This is a genomic window from Stenotrophomonas sp. 278 (assembly GCF_003935715.1).
GTDB lineage: Bacteria > Pseudomonadota > Gammaproteobacteria > Xanthomonadales > Xanthomonadaceae > Stenotrophomonas > Stenotrophomonas maltophilia_AH.
This window is the reverse complement of the sequence record NZ_RHPP01000089.1, coordinates 1-17,833: the sequence shown is the minus strand read 5'-3', so window position 1 is coordinate 17,833 and position 17,833 is coordinate 1. Positions and strand designations below refer to the sequence as shown.

The window sequence follows — 17,833 nt, the reverse complement described above, 5'->3', positions numbered from 1 at the left end:
GGGTGGGGGGGGGGGGGGTTTTTGTTTAAACCCCCCTTTTGTTGGGGCGCGGCGGCGGGGGCCGGGCGGGGTTTTGGGGGGCGCCCCCACCGGCCGGGCGCTACCGGATTACAGAGATAACCGGAGATGTCAGGGATCGGAATGTCGGCAAGCCCGAGTATCACAGGAGGCCACGTGTCCGCATATCGAGCCCTGCAAACGAAAAACCCCGCCGAGGCGGGGTTCTTCATTCACCACACAACCACTGGAATCAATCGATATCCAGGAAGCTGCGCAGCTGTTCCGAGCGGCTCGGGTGACGCAGCTTGCGCAGGGCCTTGGCTTCGATCTGGCGGATGCGCTCGCGGGTGACGTCGAACTGCTTGCCCACTTCCTCAAGGGTGTGGTCGGTGTTCATGTCGATGCCGAAGCGCATGCGCAGCACCTTGGCTTCCCTCGGGGTGAGCCCAGCCAGCACGTCACGCACGGTTTCCGACAGGTTGATGTTGGTGGTGTTCTCGATCGGGGACTCCACATTGGTGTCCTCGATGAAGTCGCCCAGATGGGAATCCTCGTCGTCGCCGATCGGGGTTTCCATCGAGATCGGCTCCTTGGCGATCTTCATCACCTTGCGGATCTTGTCTTCCGGCATGTCCATTTCCTTGGCCAGCTCCTCCGGCGTGGCCTCGCGGCCGTACTGCTGGAGCATCTGGCGGGAAATGCGGTTCAACTTGTTGATCGTTTCGATCATGTGCACCGGAATACGGATGGTGCGCGCCTGATCGGCGATCGAACGGGTGATGGCCTGACGGATCCACCAGGTCGCATAGGTCGAGAACTTGTAACCGCGGCGGTACTCGAACTTGTCCACGGCCTTCATCAGGCCGATGTTGCCTTCCTGGATCAGGTCGAGGAACTGCAGACCACGGTTGGTGTACTTCTTGGCGATGGAGATGACCAGGCGCAGGTTGGCCTCGACCATTTCCTTCTTGGCCTTGCGTGCCTTGGCTTCGCCATAGGCCATCGCGCGGCTGATTTCCTTCAGCTCTTCCAGCTCCAGCGAGGTGCTCTTCTCGATGTCGATGGTGGCCTGCTGTTCGGCAATGATCTGGTCCTTGACGTCACGCAGGGCCGACGACCACTTCTGCTTGCGCTTCAGTGCGTCTTCCACCCACTCAAGATTGGTCTGGTTGCCTTCCCAGGAACGGATGAAGTCCTTGCGCGGCATGCGCGCGGTCACCGTGGCCAGGTTCAGCACGCGACGCTCGTGACCCTTCACGTCGGCCATCACGTCGCGCAGCTGCTTGACCAGCACGTCGGTCAGCGGCAGCGGCAGCTTCAGGGTGACGAACACGGCGGCCATGTCGTCGCGCAGCTTGGCCAGCGGCTTGCGGTCAGCCTTGGTGGCGGCCTTCTTGAAGGCGGCATAGGCCGCGCCCAGTTCGACCATGCGGCGGGCGACTTCTTCGGGATCCGGACCGGTCGGGCCGGTGTCCTCGTCGCCGCCGACGTCATCGTCGTCCTCGTCCTCGTCGCCTTCGCTGTCGCTGTCGTCACTACTGGTGTCTTCAGCCACGGCCGGAGCCGGCTCTTCTTCGACCAGGTCGTTGAAGCCGACGATCACTTCGGCCAGGCGCTTCTTGCCTTCCTTGTGGGCTTCGTAATCGGCCAGCAGGGTTTCCACCGACACCGGGAAGGTGCCGAGGGCGGCCTGGACCTGGCCCAGGCCTTCTTCAATGCGCTTGGCGATGGCGATTTCGCCTTCGCGGGTCAGCAGCTCGACGGTACCCATTTCGCGCATGTACATGCGCACCGGGTCGGTGGTGCGACCACCTTCGGTGTCGAGCGCGCTCAGCGCGGCAGCGGCTTCTTCAGCGGCGGTGTCATCCACCTCGCGGTTGCCGGTGTTGCCGTCGTTGAGCAGCAGGGTTTCAGCATCGGGCGCGACTTCATGGACATCAATGCCCATGCCGTTGATCATGCCGATGATGTCTTCGATCTGTTCCGGGTCGACAATGTCGTCGGGCAGGTGGTCATTGACTTCGGCGTAGGTCAGGTAGCCCTGTTCCAGGCCCTTGCTGATCAGAAGCTTGATGTCGTTTTGCTGGGCAGGACGTTCGTTGGCCATGTAGTGCTCGCGCCACCGGCTGGGAGAGAGGAATAGAACCTAGCATTATACCAGCCCAGACCCCTGCCTGCCCGGGCGGTGGTCCCGGGGGCTACGGTCGGAGCAGGAAGGTCACCGGTCCATCGTTGACCAGGCTGACTACCATATGGGCACCAAAGCGCCCGGTTTCCACCCCTGAAGCGTGCTTTTGTCGGCAGATTTCCACCAATCGGTTGAATCCACGTTCAGCCTCGGCCGGCGGGGCCGCAGTACTGAACCCCGGCCGGGTGCCGCTGCGGGTGTCGGCTGCCAGCGTGAACTGGCTCACCAGCAGCAGTCCGCCCCCGGTATCCCCCAATGACCGGTTCATTTTTCCGTCTTCATCGGCAAACACACGGTAACCAAGCAGGCGATCGGCCATGCGGGCGATCTGGGCCTCGGTGTCGCCCGGCTCCATGCCCACCAGGGCCAGCAGGCCCGGCCCGATCTGGCCGACCACGGCATCGTCGACGGTGACGCTGGCCTGGGTAACACGCTGGATGAGGACAAGCATGGCGGGCTTCTGCAGCAGGAAGGGCCGCCTACCTTAGTAGCTGCCGGTCGCCCCGCCCAGCCCGCCTGTCGCCTTCACCGGCTAGACTCTGCCCCGATGAAACCGCAAACCACCGCCCGCCTGGCTTACCGCGCCGCCGCCCTGCTCACCCGCCTGCCCTGGTCCTGGCTGCGCGCCTTTGCCCATGCGCTGGCGTGGCTGTGGATCCGCCTGAACGCCCGCGAGAGCCGGGTCACCCGCCGCAACCTGGAACTGGCCTACCCGGAACTGGGCGAGGCCGAACGCAACGTGCTGCACCGCGACCTGCTGCGCTCCACCGCCTTGCAGGCGCTGGAGACCCTGCGCCTGTGGACACGCCCGCGCGAGCAGAATCTGGCGCTGCTGCGTGAACGCCATGGCGAGGCGCTGTATGACGCCGCACTCGCCAGCGGCAAAGGCGTGATCGTGGCGGCACCCCACTATGGCAACTGGGAACTGCTGAACCAGTGGCTGGCTTCGCGCGGGCCGATTACCATCGTCTACAAGGCCCCCGAGGAGGCCGTGGGCGATGCCTTCCTGCAGCTGGTCCGGGGCGGCAGCAACGTCCAGCAGGTCCGCGCCGAAGGACCGGCGGTCCGCCAGTTGTTCAAGGTCCTCAAGGACGGCGGGGCCACCGGCATCCTGCCCGACCAACAGCCCAAGGCCGGCGACGGGGTGTTCGCGCCGTTCTTCGGGGTCGAGGCGCTGACCATGACCCTGGTCAACCGGCTGGCCGAGCGCACCGGGGCCACCGTGCTGTACGGCTGGTGCGAGCGCATCGGCCCGGACATGCAGTTCGCCCTGCACATCGAGCCGGCCCCCCCCGGCGTGGCCGACCCGGACCCGCGCACCGCCGCCAGCGTGCTCAACGCCGGGATCGAGCGGATCGCCCGCCGCGACCCGGCGCAGTACCAGTGGACCTACAAGCGCTACACCCTGCGCCCGCCGGAATCCGGCGAAGTCGACCCCTACGCCACCGAACAGCACCCGCATTGAGCGCGACACTGTGTCACGCCGCGTTTGATTGAATCGGGGCCAACCGGCCCCACTGTGAACACCACGATGTCCCCCACGGCCCCCGTCATGTCTTCAGCTGCTCCCTCTCCCTTTGGCGACCCCTCGGCGATCCGCTGCGAGCGCGCGGTGGCGGAACTGCGCGCCGGCCGCCCGGTGGTGATCGACGACCGTCAGGGCCAGCGGCTGGCATTCATTGCATTGGACAGCAGCACCCGCAGCAGTTTCAGTACCTTTGCCGAGGTCGCCGCGGACCAGCATTACCTGTTCCTCACCGCGACCCGGGCGCGCGTGCTGGGCGTGCAGGCCGAACACGGCGCGCGCGTGCCGCTGGCCGGAATCGAGTTCGATGCGTTGCCCTCGCTGAGCTACCTGCGCGAAGCCGTGCCGATGCCCGCTGGCTGGAGCGCGGGCCAGGCGCTGGACGCCGGTGCGGTGGAAATCGCACGGCTGGGGCTGCTGCTGCCGGCCATGGTCGGCGTGCTGCTGGCCCCCGGCGACACCCGCTTTGACAGCTGTGCGCAGGTGTCGCTGTGCGACCTGCAGCAGGGAGCCGAACAGGCCGCCCACGCCTACGAACTCGTTGCACGCTCGCCGGTGCCACTGCGCGAGGTGGGAATGACCGAGTTCGCGGTATTCCGGGGCGGCGTGGCCCAGCGTGACCAGGTCGCGATCATCGTCGGCACGCCCGATCTCGGTGCCGTGGTGCCGGTGCGGGTGCACTCTTCCTGCCTCACCGGCGACCTGTTCGGTTCGCTGAAGTGCGACTGCGGCGACCAGCTGCGGCGGGGCCTGCGCAAGCTGAAGGAACTGGGCGGCGGCATCCTGCTGTACCTGGACCAGGAAGGCCGCGGGACCGGCATCGCCGCCAAGATGCGCGCCTATGGCTACCAGCATGACGGGCTGGACACCATCGATGCAGATGCGCAGCTGGGCTTCGGGGCCGACGAGCGACGCTACGGCAGCGCGGTGGCCATGCTGCAGGGGCTGGGCGTGAGCCGCGTGCAGCTGCTGAGCAACAACCCGACCAAGGCCCAGCGCCTGCGCCATGCTGGAATCGACGTGGTCGAATGCGTGCCGGTGACCGGCGACATCACAACCGAGAACGAGCACTACCTGCGCACCAAAGCCGAACGCGCCGGCCACCTGCTGGATGTCGATGCGCTGATCCAGGCCGCGCAATAGCGCGGCGCAACCTGCTACCGTCTGCGCCACGGGTGCGGCATCGTTTTCCACCGGGCCCGGCCTGAACCATTTGCTGCCGAGCTCCGCCGTGATCGACGACGTCTCCACCGCCCCGCCCCTTCCTGCGTCTCCCGAACTGCCGCCCGTGCTGCCGCCGGATTCTGGCTGGCAACGCCTGCCGCTGCGCGCGGCCAGCATGGCCGCGGTGGGCAGCGGCATCACCGCCCTGGTGATGGTCGGTGGTGCCCTGGGCGTGCCCTGGGTGATGCTGCGCCTGCCCCTGCCCGGCTGGGCGGTGATCGCCATCGTGGCGGTTGCCGTGGTGCTCGGAGCCGGCTTCGGCTTCCGCCGCCAGCGCCGTACCTGGTGGCGACTGGATGCACAGGGCCTGGGCGTGCGTCGTGACCTGATGTGGCAGCTGGACACCCGGGTCCCCCTTTCGCGCGTACAGCACCTGGACCTGCGTCGCGGCCCGATCGAGCGTGCGGCGCAGCTGGCCACGCTGGTGGTGCACACCGCCGGCAGCCGCTTCAGCGCAGTAACGCTCAGCGGCCTGGACCACACTGACGCCGAGCGCCTGCGCGACACCCTGGGCCGCCAGCTGGACCAGGACGACGACGCCCTGTGAGCACCCTGCCCCAGGACACCGCACCGCCGGTGGCACCGGCCCCGGACCAGCGCCTGCACCCCTGGTCGTGGCTGTTCGTGATGCTGGTGCAGCTGCGCCAGTTCCTGCTGCCGCTGGTGGCGCTGCTGGTGTTCGGCGGGCGCGGCGACCGCGACGAGATGTGGGGTTACCTGACCACACTGATCGTGATCGCGGTGCTGGTGGCGGTATCGATCCTGCAGTACCTGACCTACCGCTATCACATCGGCCACGACGCGATCAGCGTGCGCAGCGGGATCATCGCGCGCAACCGGCGCGAGATCCCGTTCGCCCGCATCCACAACGTGGTGGTCCACCAGAACCCGCTGCACCGCCTGTTCGGAGTGGCCGAGCTGCGCCTGGAATCGGCCGGTGGTCACCGCCCGGAAGCGGAAATGCGCGTGCTCAAACTGTCGCAGGCGCTGGCGCTGGAACAGCTGGTGCGGCAGCGCGGACAGCGGCCGCCACCGCTGCCCGATGCGGGCGGTGAAGCGGCTGAGCCGGATTCCGCCGCGTCGACCGCAGGCACGACTTCGGTGCTGCTGCGGCTCAGCGCGCGCGACGTGCTGCGGATCGGGCTGCTGTCCAACCGTGGCTGGGTGGCGGTGCTGGCGGCATGGGGCGCGTCGTACCAGTTCTTCCCGCGCGGCTATGTCAGCGATGCGGTGGAACACCATGGCCGCGAGGTGTTCGGCTATGCCAGTCACCTGCACCCGGCCACCTGGGTCTGGGTGCTGGCCGCGGTATTCACGGTGGGTGGGTTCTGGTTGCTCCTGCGCCTGTTGTCGGTGGTGTTGGCGCTGCTGCGCTACCACGGTTTCCAGCTCACCGAGCACGAGCGCCGTCTCACCGTTTCCAGCGGGCTGCTGACCCGCATGCGCACCAGCGTCGCGCGCCGGCGCATCCAGGCTTGGACCCTGCGCGAAACCGCCCTGCAGCGCTGGGTGGGCCGACGTCAGCTGCGCATCGACAACGCCGCCGGGATAGGCTCGGACGACGACGGCCGCGATCTGCGCGAGCTGGCTCCGCTGGCTACGCCCGCCGCCTGCGATGACCTGCTGCGCCACCTGTTGCCCCGGCTGCAGTGGCCGCCGCCGCGCTGGAAGAGCGTACCTCGGCGTGGCTGGTGGCGGCTGAGCCTGCCGGCGCTGGTTATCGTGCCGCTGCTGACCGTGGGTGCCGTGTTTGAGTTCGGTGCCTGGGGAGCCCTGCTGCTGGCTTGGCTGCCGTGGTCGGCATTCCGCGCCCGCCGCGAGATCGCGCGCATGGGCTACCACCTCGATGCGGACTACGTGGGTGTACGTGGCGGCTGGTGGACGCGCTGGTGGCGGCTGGCCGAGCTGGACAAGCTGCAGTCGCTGCGGCTGTCGCGCTCGCCATTGGACCGGATGCTGGGAACGGCCAGCGTATGGCTGGACACCGCCGGCGCGGGTGGGAGCATTGCGCTGCGGTTGCGGTTTTTGCCGGAGGCTGAAGCGCGCGCGGTGCTGGAGACGTTGAACCAGGCGTTGGCGCGGCGGACATTGCGGTGAGACGCGCATGGCGCGTCGCTACGCCGCCCTGTAGCGACGCGCCATGCGCGTCGTGCGGCCGATCAGCGCCGTGAAGGCCCCCAATACCCCAGGTCCCTGCGGATCTGCAGCCCGCGCGTCCACGCGCCAAGCGGCTTGCGCTTGAGCGTCCCCAGCTTGCCCGCCAGGAAGTCCTCGGTGGCCGCCATTACCCGCTCGCTGGAACGCCCGTCGCGGTAGGGATGGATGTCATCGGCATAGCGCTGGATCTCTGCCATCAACGCCGGTTCCGGATCCAGCGCGCGCGCCAGCATCACCGGCAGCGCATCGGGCTGGTCGAAATCGATCATGTGCGGCTGCGGCACCCGGTTGCGGAAAGTCACCACGGGTTTGTGCTGCACCACGAACTCGGACACGATCGAGGAGGTGTCCGACACCAGCACGTCGGCGGCCCGCTGTGCGGCCATCACCTGCTCGGGCTCGACGAAGGCGGCGTTGGAACCGGCCAGCGCGCGGTAGCGCGCAAACAGCTCCTCGCTGCACTTGGGATGCAGGGTCAGCAGCCAGTAGCGATCGCCGCGGGCAATATCGGCCGCGATCTGGTCATGCAGGTGCGGCGCGGCGCTCAGCCGTTCGGTGAAGGTCGAGCCGAACAGGATCACCGGCCGCCCCTGCGCCGGCGCCCGCAGTGCCGCACTGGCCCCGCCATCGTCGCGGAACAGCGGGTCGAGCTTCGGCCAGCCAGTCTGAGCCACGACGAAATGCCCCTCGCGCGCGGCCAGTTCCTGGAACGGTGCGGTGGTGGCCGGCCCCTGGGTGCAGTAGAGATCGAAAAGACCGCGGACGCGGAAATGCCCACGCGCGCTGTCCCGCTTCTGCACGTTGAAGCCATGGAAGACCTGCACCTTGGCCCCGGCGATGAACGGCGGCACCCAGTTGGCCGCACTGAACACCGCCCGCGGGCGCAGCGCCAGGGCCTGTTTCAGGCCAACGCTGGGCACGCCGGGCAGCTCGGCCCCGGCCGCGCCATCCTCGAACCAGGCCGACACCGAATGCCCGGAGGCGTGCAACGCCTGCGCCAGTGGGGCGAGAATAGGCAGCGCATAGCGCTCCGTCGCAAACAGCAGGTACTCAGCCATCATGTCCTCCACGACCGCTCCCACTGAACGGCCTCGCATTTCCGCCTGCATTATCGCGTTCAATGAAGCAGACCGCATCGGCGACTGCCTGGCCTCGCTGGCCTTCTGCGATGAGATCGTCGTGGTCGACTCCCATTCCACCGACCAGACCGTGGCCATCGCCACCGTCGCAGGTGCACGGGTACTGCAACGCCGCTTCGACGGCTTCCGCAGCCAGAAGGCCTTCTGCGTGGAACAGGCACAACACGACTGGGTGCTCTGCCTGGATGCGGACGAGCGCGTCAGTGCCGAGCTGCGCGAGGCCATCCTGGCCGCACGATCGGCCAGCTTCGCCGGCCATGCCGGTTATCGCTTTGCGCGGCTCTCCGAGTACTTCGGCAAGTTCCTGCGCCATGGCAATGCCTATCCCGACCGCGTGCTGCGCCTGTTCGACCGCCGCCGGGGGGGCTGGCGCGGCAAGCGCGAGATCCACGAAGCCGCCAGCGTTGACGGCAGCGTCGGCCTCCTGCAGGGCGACCTCGTGCACTACCCCTACCGCTCGCTGGAGCAGCAGCTTGGCAAGACCCAGCGCTATGCGAGGATGATGGCCGAGCATGAGTTCGCGCGCGGCAAGCGCGCCACGCTGGCCAAGCTGGTGCTGGCTCCGGCCTGGCGGTTCTGGCGCGGGCTGCTGTTCCGTGGCGGCTTCCGCGACGGCTGGCATGGACTGGTCTATGCCTATGTGCGCGCCAACTACGTGCGGCAGAAGACCATCATGCTGTGGATGCTGCAGAACGGCCAGCCGGTGAGTGATCCCCCGCGTCGCACTGACGCCAGCTGAATGCGACTATGGCAGACTGCCATGGCGTTTCTGTCAGGCCCCCCATGAAGATTCTCTATACCAATTTCCATTCCGGCGACGGCGGTGGCCACACCACCTACCTCGCCTCGCTGGCCCGCGCGCTGTCACCGCGCCATCAGCTGTTCATGGCGGCCCCCGCCAACAGCCGGGTGATCCGGGTGATGCGCGAGGAAGCCATTGCAGAACCAGTGGAGATCGGATTCCGGAGCGGACTGGCCACGCTGGGCCAACAGTGGGCAGACCTGCGCCGGCTGCGCGCGTTGATCGAGCACCACCAGGTCGACATCGTCCACGCGAATGGCGCGCGCGACCACCGGGTGGCCATGGAGGCGGTCGCCGGATTGCGCCGACGACCGAAGCTGGTATTCACCAAGCACAACAGCAAGTCAGCCAATACGTTCGGCAACGCCCTGCGGGCCCGTTGGGGCACTGACCGCGTCATCGCGGTGTCGGCGCATACCCGCCAGATGCTGCTGGACAGCCCCTACCGGCGCTGCCCGATCGACGTGATCCGGAACGGGGTCGACCTGGCCCGTTTCGCCCCGGCTGATGCACGCGAATCGGCTGCGCTGCGTGCGCGCTGGACCACCGATCCGGATGCGATGGTGCTGGTGAGCAACGCCGGCACCGACAACCACAAAGGCTGGATCGACCTGGTCCGGGCCATCGCCACCCTGCCCGAGCCGCTGCGCGGCAAGCTGCACGTAGCCATCGCCGGGCGCACGCCGGACCCGAACGCGGTCGCGGAGGTAGCGCAGCTGGGCCTGGCGCAGCAGGTGCACTTTGCTGGACTGCTCGAGGACATCCGTCCATTCGTGGCCAGCGGCGACGTCGGATTTGTGCTGTCCTACGATGTGGAAACCATTTCCTTCGCGTGCCGCGAAATGATGGCGATGGGCAAGGCGGTGCTGGTCAGCGACTACGCCGGCCTGCCGGAGAACATCGAGCAGGGGCAGAACGGCTGGATCGTGCCGGTGCGCGACGTCGCGGCCATCGCCGCGCAGGTCAGCGCGCTGTACTCGCAGCGCGCGGAGTTGCCGCAGCTGGGTGCCGCCGCGCGACAGCATGCATTGCAGAACTTCGGGCTGGATACGTTCAGCCAGTTGACCGAAGCCAGCTACGCGGCGGTGCTTGGGGAAATCTGAGGTCGCTTATGTGGAGCCGGGCCTGCCCGGCTGGCAGATCGCGTTGGCGTCGGGTAGCCGGGCAAGCCCGGCGCTACGGTATTGGCGCGATCTTCAGCGCGAATTGTCGCGCAGCCTGAGTGGGTCCGACAGCGCCAGGAACAACGCCATCCAGGTGGCGTAGAACGAGGCGCTGCGCATGTCGCGGAACATCATCTCGGTCAGGCCAAACACCACGTAGCCGACGCAGATCATCAGCCCCGCACCGGCAAACAGCCGGGTGGTCCGGTCGGTCATCGACAATCTCAGGCGGCGCGCGAACACCCATCCCGGGGCGAAGTACAGCAGCAGCAGCCCCAGTCCCCCCAGCACCCCGTAGGTCGCCAGGAAATACAGCAGGTCGTTGTGGGTCTCGCCGAAATCCCGCGCCACGGTCTGGGTGACCTGGCGCTCGTCGGCCAGGGCCGCCAGCTCTTCGCGGAAGCGGTCGCCGCCGCCCACGCCGAACACCGGTTCGCTCTGGATCATGTGTCCCGCCGCACGCCAGAGCTGGAGGCGGATGCACACCGAGGTATCGGCCAGGTGGGCGACCTGGCACTGGTCGAATTCGTTGACACCCAGTTCGATGCGCTCGCGCATCGAGGCATCGCTGGCCACGATCGCACCGGCGGTGCCCAGCAGCAGTACCGACGCCAGCACCTTGAAGCGGTTCATGCGCCGCCCCTGCACCAGCAGCCCCACGAACAGGAAGAACGGAATGGCCAGCAATCCGCCGCGGGTCTGCGTTGCCACGAAACCCGCCACCCCGGCGATGCCGGTGATCAGCTTGAAGGCGAACTCCGTGCGCCGGAACCGGGTGATGCGTACGCCCATCAGCACGAAGGTCAGCACCGAGAACAACAGTGTCAGATCACCATAGGTGACGGTGTTGAACTGGGTGGTGGCCGGACGCCCGCCGCCGTTGTTCAGGACCAGCCAGCCGAGGTTGAAGAACGCATACCAGATGCCCAGCATCAGACCGAACACGGCATGGGCGAGCACCGCGCGCGGTATGCGCAGGGCGGCTGCAAGGATCAGGCCCACGCTGAAGAAGCGCGCGGCCTTTTCCACTTCCGAGCCCTTCCACAGACCGTGCACCAGCAGGCTGGTCAATACGCCCACCAGCATCACGCCCATGGCCGCGACCATCCACAGATACTCACGCCGGTTGTCGCACCAGGTCGTGCCCATGACCGGACGCCGCGCCACCGCGAGCACGATCAGACTGAGCAGCACCAGCAGGTAGAAGCCCGCGCTGCCCCCGTCGATGGTGGACATCAGCAGGACCGGGGTGAAGCCCAATACCAGCGTGAACGCCCAGGCCAGCAATGGCGGCGTGCCGGTAAACGGGGCAAGCGGTCTGGTCACGTTTGGCAGGGCCCAGGCGGACAGCAGGAGGAGGAGGGGAACAACGAGCGGCCCGCATTGTGGCCGAATGAAAGGTAATGATCCATGAGCCAGCGCCTACTCTTCGCCCTCATACCTGGCCTGTTCACGACGGATGCGGGCCAGTTCGGCCGCACTGGGCCTGCACACGCCGGAGAACGCCGCGGCCGGCACCAGCCACCAGCCGCGCCGGTTGGCCACACCCACGCGCTCGGACTTGTGCCGGTCGACGCAGTTGAGCATCACCGCCTCCTGGACCAGCAACCAGCGTTTTTGCGGAGCCTGCGCCTGCCACTCGCGGCCGTCCTGGAGCTGCCGGTACCAGCGGCGCTTGAACCCGAAGGTGGTGGCGGCGCGGTCGGCCATCAGCAGGTTCTGTTCCTTCCAGCCCACCAGTCCCAGCTCCGCCTCGGGACCGATGCGGAGGCCGACGTCCTGCATCAGCCCGCGCGCGGAGCTGGAATCATTGAACAGCGGGTAACCCACCAGCCCGTAGGTCACCCACGCCATGGCCAGGGTGGACACCACTGCCAGGTGGAAGCGGCGGCGTCCGGCGAAGACCAGGCTGACCAACGCCCAGCTGCCCAGCGCAATGCCCACCCATCCCAGTGCGGCGGTGACGGAGCGATCAATGCCGCGTTCGATGATCAGTTTCTGTTCGAAGCCCGGCTCGCCACCCAGCATGGAAATGCCTGCCGCCAGCAGCAGCCCTCCCAGCAATGCAGTGAACGCGCCCAGGACCCACTGCACGTCGCGCCGACGCAGCAGCCCCGGCAGCAGCGGAGCAAGCGCGAGGCAGAACATCGGCAACGCCGGCAGGATGTAAACGTCGCGCTTGCCGTGCGGGATGGAGAAGAACAGCACGATCATCAGCCACCAGCCCAGCAGCAGCAGGTAGCGGGGATCGCGCCGGCGCAGCCGCCGCCACCAGGCCGGCACGGCCCAGGGCACAAGCAGGAACGCCGGGATCCACATGGAGGGCATGGTGGCCAGGAAGTACCACCAGGACTGGTGGTGGTCCCAGGACTGCGCGTAGCGCTTGGCGGTCTGCCGGAACAGGATGTCGTTCATGTACGCGTGGTACTCGGCCGACCCGGTGGCCAGCGCCGTCGCCACCATCGGCACCAGCCAGAGCAGGATCGCAGCAATAAACGCCAGCGGTGCCAGCCACAACCGCGCGTCATGCGAGTGCAGGCGGATGCGCGGCCATTGCAGCCAACCGGCGACAAACGCCGGCACCAGCATGAACAGCGCGAGCACGCCAACACCTTTGGTGATCACCCCCAAGCCGGCGGCGAACCAGCCAAGCCACCACCAGCGCCATGCCGGGCCGCACAACAGGTGCCGCAGCAGCCCATAGTTGGCCAGTGTGATGAAGAACACCACCAGCGGGTCGATCTGCGCCTTCTTCGCCTGGAAGGTGAAATGCACCGCGAACAGCAGTGCCCACGCGGCGTACAGCCCCACCTTGCGCGTCCACAACCGCCGCCCCAGGTCGTACACACAGGCGAGCGTGCCCAGTGCGGCCAGCAGCGAAGGCAGCAGGAACGCCAGTCGCCAGTCGCCCAGCACGGTGTACAGCGCGGCCTGCAGCCACATCAGCATGGGCGGCTTGTCCGAGTAAAGCTCGGTGCCGCGGTGCGGGAACAGCCAGTCCCCGCTCGACACCATCTGCTTGGCGACCAGCGTGAAGCGTGGCTCGTCCGACGGCCAGGGGTCACGCAGACCCAGACCGGCCCCCAATACCAGCAGGGCCATCACAGCAAGCAACCAGAACTCTCGGGACGCGCGTGTTTTAAGCATGCGCGCGAGTTTACCGGTACCCGGCTATCCCTTTCTCAGCAGTCGCGCATAAAAGAACCCATCGGCTCCGTTTTCACCCGGCAGGCGCTGGCGTCCCGCCCAGCAGTCGTGGCCGTAACGTTCATCCAGCGGCAGAAAGCCGGCGCGCGGCGTGCGCTGCAGGAACGCTTCAACCTGGAACTGGTTTTCCTCGCGCAGGATCGAACATGTCGCATACAGCAACGTACCGCCCGGCTTGAGCAACCCGAAACAGGCATCCAGCAGCCGCGCCTGCAGTGCGACCAGCGCCTCGATGTCGGCTGGACGCCGATGCAGCAGCACGTCTGGCTGACGGCGGATGATGCCGGTGGCCGAGCATGGTGCATCCAGCAGGATCACGTCGAAAGGCTGCCCGTCCCACCAGGTGTCTGGCTGGCTGGCGTCGGCGGCCAGCACCTGCGCGTTGGCCCCCACCCCGGTGCGGGCAAACGTCTCGCTGATCCGCTTGAGACGGCGTGCATCGATGTCCAGTGCCACCAGCTGCACGGTCGGGTCGCGTTCGAGCAGGTGGGCCGACTTGCCACCCGGGGCGGCACAGGCATCCAGCACGCGCGCGCCCAGGGGCAGCTGCAGCGCGTCGGCAACCTGCTGGGCCGACAGGTCCTGCACCGACAGTGCGCCCTGGGCGAAGCCCGGCAATGTCGCGACCGGAACGGCTTCCGGCAGACAGATGGCGTCACCGCCCAGCGCGGACGCCTCAGCGGTGATACCGCCGGCGATCATCTGCTGCAGCAGGTCGTCGCGACGGGCCTGCTGCCGATTGACCCGCAGCCACAGCGGGGCGGGCTGCAGGCTGGCGGCAAACACCGCCGCTGCCTGCTCCGGCCAGTCCTGTTCAATGGTGGCCGCCAGCCATTGCGGAAACGCGGCGCGCGCCGGCAATTCGGCCACGCCTTCGCGCTGGGCGCGGCGCAGCAGGGCGTTGACCATGCCCGCCTGACGCTCGAAGCCGAGCGCGCGAGCGGCATCCACCGTCGCCGACAATGCGGCATGCGCCGGCAGTTCCAGGGCATCCAGCTGGGCCAGTCCGACCTGCAGCAGCGCGCGCAGCTCTGCATCACGCGCGCCCAGCGGCCGCTGCATCCAGCGGCCCAGTGCGGCGTCATAGGCGGTGCGACGGCGCAGCACGGCAAAACACAGGGCTTCCAGCAGCGCGCGGTCGCGACCGTCATCCAGCTGCGGCAGCGCCGCGGCCAGCTCGGCCTTCAGCGACCGCCCACGGCCCACCACCTGGGCCAGCACGCGGGCCGCGAGCATGCGCGTGGGCACGCCCGGAGCCTGCGCCGCACGGGGTGCCGGGCGCGCACCGGGACGTGAACTGGCCATCAGCGTGCCACGACCAGATCGCGGCGGGCGTTCAGGTAATCGGCGGCGGTGATCGCCTTGCCTCCCTCCCGCTGCAGCACGCGCAGCCGCAGTGCGCCCTGCCCGCATGCAATGTCGATGCCCTCGCGACCTGCGGCCAGCAGCGTACCCGGTGCCTGGCCCTGGTTGTCTGCCAGCGCCACGGCACCGTGGATGCGCACGCGTTCGCCGGCGAGGCTGGCTTCTGCGATCGGCCACGGATTGAACGCACGCACGGTCCGCTCGAGCGCGACCGCGTCGGCACTCCAGTCCAGGCGGGCTTCGGCCTTGTCCAGCTTGTGGGCATAGGTCACGCCGGCCTCCGGCTGCGGCTGCGCGATCGGCTTGAGGCCCGCGCGCAGCAGGCCCAGGCCGTCGGCCAGCACCTGCGCGCCCATCTCGGCGAGACGGTCATGCAGCTGCCCGCCCAGCTCGCCCGGCTGGATCGGGGTGTGCTGGCGCAGAAGTACCGGACCGGTATCCAGGCCCGCCTCCATCTGCATCAGGCAGACTCCGGTTTCGGCATCGCCGGCCTGGATCGCCCGCTGGATCGGGGCGGCACCGCGCCAGCGCGGCAGCAGCGAGGCGTGCACGTTCCAGCAGCCGTGGGTGGGAATGGCCAGCACCGCCTTGGGCAGGATCAGCCCATAGGCCACCACCACCATCAGGTCCGGCTGCAGGTCACGCAGCTGCTGCTGCGCCGCTTCGTCCTTCAGCGACTCGGGCTGGAGCACCGGAATGCCCCGCGCAATCGCCTCCAGCTTCACCGGTGAGGGTGCCAGCCCACGACCACGACCGGCCGGCCGGTCCGGCTGGGTGTACACCGCCACTACTTCATGGTGCCGGGCGGCGGCACGCAGCGACGCAACCGCGAACTCCGGCGTACCGGCAAAGACAATCCTCATGACGACCCCACTTGCAGAAAGTAAAACGGCGCCGGGAGTCGGCGCCGGTCAAACCGCGCCGGGAACGGCCAGGCCGCGCCCGCTGCGCCGGTGGCTGGATCAGGCAACGTGCTTGCGCTGCTTGGCCAGCTTCTTGCGGACCATCTCGCGCTTCAGCGGCGAGAGGTAGTCGATGAACAGCTTGCCGTCCAGGTGGTCCATCTCGTGCTGCACGCACACCGCCAGCAGGCCGTCGGTGGTCAGCTCCTGGGCCACGCCATGGCGGTCGAGGAAGCGCACGGTGATGGAGTCGGCACGGGTCACGTCGGCGAAGATGCCCGGAACCGACAGGCAGCCTTCCTGATACACCTGGCCGCCCTGCTGGGTGACGATTTCGGGGTTGATGAACACCATCGGGGTGTTCTTGCCCTCGCTGACGTCGATAACCATGAAGCGCTTATGAACGTCGACCTGGCTTGCGGCCAGCCCGATGCCCGGGGCCTCGTACATGGTCTGGAACATGTTGTCGACCAGCTCCTGGAAGGCCGGCGTGGTCACCTCGGCGGCGTCGATCAACGCAGCCTTGGTGCGCAGGCGCGGGTCGGGGAACTCGAGAATGGGCAGGAGAGCCATGGCAAATACCGGTTGGGGGCGCCCGTAAAAGCGGCGTAGGTCGCAATTCTATCGCCAACGCTTGCCTTGCGCCCCGGTTTCTGGACTATAGTGGTCGAACCTGTTGGGGAATCAGGCACCACACCTATGTTTGAACGTACTCGTACGGTCCTCGCCGTCGCGATGTTGACCGTCGCCACCTATGCTACCGCCGTTGAAGTGAACGGTGGTCACCCGGATACCTACGTCGTCCAGAAGGGCGATACGTTGTGGGACATCTCCGCGCGCTTCCTGAAGAAGCCGTGGCTGTGGCCCGAAATCTGGCAAGCCAATCCGCAGGTCAAGAACCCGCACCTGATCTACCCGGGTGACGTGCTCAGCCTGGCCTACCTGGACCGCGTCGTGGCCCAGCCCGGCCCGCGCCAGGAGGCTCCGCTGAACGCCATTCCGCTTGCCCAGGTCGAGCCCTTCCTGAAGCAGATGAGCGTGGTGGACGACATCAAGTCGCTGCCGCACATCGTCGCCCTGGAAGACAACCGCCTGCGCGCCACCACCGGCCAGATCGCCTACGTGATGAACCTGCAGGGTGCCGAAGTCGGCCAGCGCTGGGCCGTGGTCCGCCCGACCGTGCGCTTCGGCCTGCCCAAGCCGTCCGAGGACCTGACCGCCAATGGCGATGTCACCCCCGGCAGCGGCAACGTCTGGAAGTCGTTCGTCGCGCCGAGCAGCCGCCGCGAATCGCTGGGCTACGAACTGGCCCAGGTCAACGTGGGCACCATCGTCAAGCTGCCCGATGGCCAGTCCGAGGTCGCCACGCTTTCGCTGCAGGGCCTGGGCGACGGTCGTGAAGTCCGTCCGGGCGACCGCCTGGTACCGGTCGAAGCCAATCCGTATGACCTGCAGTTCTTCCCGCACGTGCCGGCTGCCCAGACCGAGGGTCTGGAAATCCGCGTGCTGGCAGTGACCGACATGTTCACCGCCGGTGGCCCGCGCGATGTCATTGCCCTTTCCGCCGGCAGCGCCGACGGCATCGACAACGGCACCGTGGTCTCGCTGTGGCGCAACGGCCGCCACGTGGCCAACCGGATGAAGTTCCCGGGCTCCTCGCGCATGGACGACGCGCTCAGCAGCGGTGCCGGCCGGGTCAGCCTGCCGGACGAGTACGCCGCGCACGCCATGGTGTTCCGCACGTTCGACAAGGTCAGCTACGCGCTGGTCATGGAAGGCAAGAAGCCGGTGCTGGTCGGCTACAACGTCCGCCACCCGGACGCGCAGTAACGACCCGGGTCGGCACTGCCGACCCCGCCCGTGCGGTCACCGACCTGCGGGCGGCGCAAAATCTGACGCTACGCAACAACGGCACCTGAGGGTGCCGTTGTTGTGTGCGGGCTAGCCTGTCGCGATGCCCACCGACCTGTCCCCAGACACCGATGCCCTGCTCCAGTTGATCCTGGCCGGTGGTGCACCGGAACCCCGCCACGGCCTGCTCGTGGCCCACGGATCACCCGCCGCGGCGCTGCGCGCTGGACCCTCTGCCTGGCGCGCCGCCGGATGCAGCGGCGAGCAACGCACGCGGCTGCTGCGCCCGGACCCGGCCAGCCTCTCCCAC

The 17,833-nt window shown here is 67.8% G+C and carries 15 protein-coding genes and 1 pseudogene; 8 read left to right on the top strand and 8 right to left on the bottom strand.

Going from position 1 to position 17,833, the window contains the following annotated elements; genetic code table 11:
• Nucleotides 1-250 precede the first annotated feature (250 nt).
• Nucleotides 251-2,107, bottom strand: coding sequence for an RNA polymerase sigma factor RpoD (gene rpoD, locus EGJ34_RS14530; RefSeq protein WP_125361177.1), 1,857 nt, complete (start codon nt 2,105-2,107; stop codon nt 251-253).
• Between the two features lie 91 nt (nt 2,108-2,198).
• Nucleotides 2,199-2,639, bottom strand: coding sequence for a D-aminoacyl-tRNA deacylase (gene dtd, locus EGJ34_RS14525; RefSeq protein ID WP_125361176.1), 441 nt, complete (start codon nt 2,637-2,639; stop codon nt 2,199-2,201).
• Between the two features lie 96 nt (nt 2,640-2,735).
• Here dtd and EGJ34_RS14520 point away from each other — a divergent pair, with 96 nt between their 5' ends.
• The 4 genes from EGJ34_RS14520 (at nt 2,736) to EGJ34_RS14505 (ending at nt 7,034) form a co-directional block, all read left to right on the top strand.
• Entirely contained in the window at nt 2,736-3,653 is a 918-nt protein-coding gene (locus EGJ34_RS14520; protein ID WP_125361175.1) for a lauroyl acyltransferase, read from the top strand.
• A gap of 87 nt (nt 3,654-3,740) precedes the next feature.
• Nucleotides 3,741-4,856 (top strand): GTP cyclohydrolase II RibA, encoded by a 1,116-nt coding sequence (gene ribA, locus EGJ34_RS14515; RefSeq protein ID WP_125361174.1) that lies wholly within the window; start codon nt 3,741-3,743, stop codon nt 4,854-4,856.
• A 136-nt stretch (nt 4,857-4,992) separates the two neighbouring features.
• Nucleotides 4,993-5,484, top strand: coding sequence for a PH domain-containing protein (locus tag EGJ34_RS14510; protein WP_260477012.1), 492 nt, complete (start codon nt 4,993-4,995; stop codon nt 5,482-5,484).
• The gene (locus EGJ34_RS14505; RefSeq protein ID WP_260477010.1) at nt 5,481-7,034 is read left to right on the top strand and encodes a PH domain-containing protein; all 1,554 of its coding nucleotides are present in this window, start codon (nt 5,481-5,483) and stop codon (nt 7,032-7,034) included. Before EGJ34_RS14510 ends, EGJ34_RS14505 begins: the two co-directional genes overlap by 4 nt.
• A gap of 62 nt (nt 7,035-7,096) precedes the next feature.
• On the opposite strand, the gene EGJ34_RS14500 is transcribed toward EGJ34_RS14505, so the two are convergent.
• The gene (locus tag EGJ34_RS14500; protein WP_125361173.1) at nt 7,097-8,155 is read right to left on the bottom strand and encodes a CDP-glycerol glycerophosphotransferase family protein; all 1,059 of its coding nucleotides are present in this window, start codon (nt 8,153-8,155) and stop codon (nt 7,097-7,099) included.
• Here EGJ34_RS14500 and EGJ34_RS14495 point away from each other — a divergent pair.
• Both EGJ34_RS14495 and EGJ34_RS14490 read left to right on the top strand, forming a co-directional pair.
• The gene (locus EGJ34_RS14495; protein ID WP_125361172.1) at nt 8,154-8,972 is read left to right on the top strand and encodes a glycosyltransferase family 2 protein; all 819 of its coding nucleotides are present in this window, start codon (nt 8,154-8,156) and stop codon (nt 8,970-8,972) included. The two genes, EGJ34_RS14500 and EGJ34_RS14495, sit on opposite strands and share 2 nt — an antisense overlap.
• 44 nt (nt 8,973-9,016) lie before the next feature.
• A complete protein-coding gene (locus EGJ34_RS14490) occupies nt 9,017-10,138 on the top strand; it encodes a glycosyltransferase (protein WP_125361171.1) in 1,122 nt (373 codons plus the stop codon).
• Between the two features lie 93 nt (nt 10,139-10,231).
• On the opposite strand, the gene EGJ34_RS14485 is transcribed toward EGJ34_RS14490, so the two are convergent.
• The 5 genes from EGJ34_RS14485 to def all read right to left on the bottom strand — a co-directional run bounded on the left by EGJ34_RS14485 (nt 10,232) and on the right by def (nt 16,245).
• Nucleotides 10,232-11,524 carry an O-antigen ligase family protein gene (locus EGJ34_RS14485; RefSeq protein WP_260477008.1) on the bottom strand — a complete coding sequence of 431 codons (1,293 nt, stop codon included), beginning with the start codon at nt 11,522-11,524 and terminating at the stop codon, nt 10,232-10,234.
• A 96-nt stretch (nt 11,525-11,620) separates the two neighbouring features.
• Nucleotides 11,621-13,345 (bottom strand): glycosyltransferase family 39 protein, encoded by a 1,725-nt coding sequence (locus tag EGJ34_RS14480; RefSeq protein WP_125361170.1) that lies wholly within the window; start codon nt 13,343-13,345, stop codon nt 11,621-11,623.
• A 24-nt stretch (nt 13,346-13,369) separates the two neighbouring features.
• Nucleotides 13,370-14,710: a 16S rRNA (cytosine(967)-C(5))-methyltransferase RsmB gene (gene rsmB, locus EGJ34_RS14475; RefSeq protein ID WP_125361169.1), complete on the bottom strand. Its 1,341-nt coding sequence runs from the start codon at nt 14,708-14,710 to the stop codon at nt 13,370-13,372.
• Nucleotides 14,710-15,633, bottom strand: coding sequence for a methionyl-tRNA formyltransferase (gene fmt / locus EGJ34_RS14470; protein ID WP_125361168.1), 924 nt, complete (start codon nt 15,631-15,633; stop codon nt 14,710-14,712). Before fmt ends, rsmB begins: the two co-directional genes overlap by 1 nt.
• Before the next feature lie 99 nt (nt 15,634-15,732).
• Nucleotides 15,733-16,245 (bottom strand): peptide deformylase, encoded by a 513-nt coding sequence (def, locus tag EGJ34_RS14465; RefSeq protein ID WP_125361167.1) that lies wholly within the window; start codon nt 16,243-16,245, stop codon nt 15,733-15,735.
• A 126-nt stretch (nt 16,246-16,371) separates the two neighbouring features.
• Between def and EGJ34_RS14460 the strand changes: the two genes are divergently transcribed.
• Nucleotides 16,372-17,502: a LysM peptidoglycan-binding domain-containing protein gene (locus EGJ34_RS14460; protein WP_125361166.1), complete on the top strand. Its 1,131-nt coding sequence runs from the start codon at nt 16,372-16,374 to the stop codon at nt 17,500-17,502.
• A gap of 124 nt (nt 17,503-17,626) precedes the next feature.
• Nucleotides 17,627-17,833 (top strand): annotated as a pseudogene (locus EGJ34_RS22540) (DNA-protecting protein DprA); the annotation flags it as partial.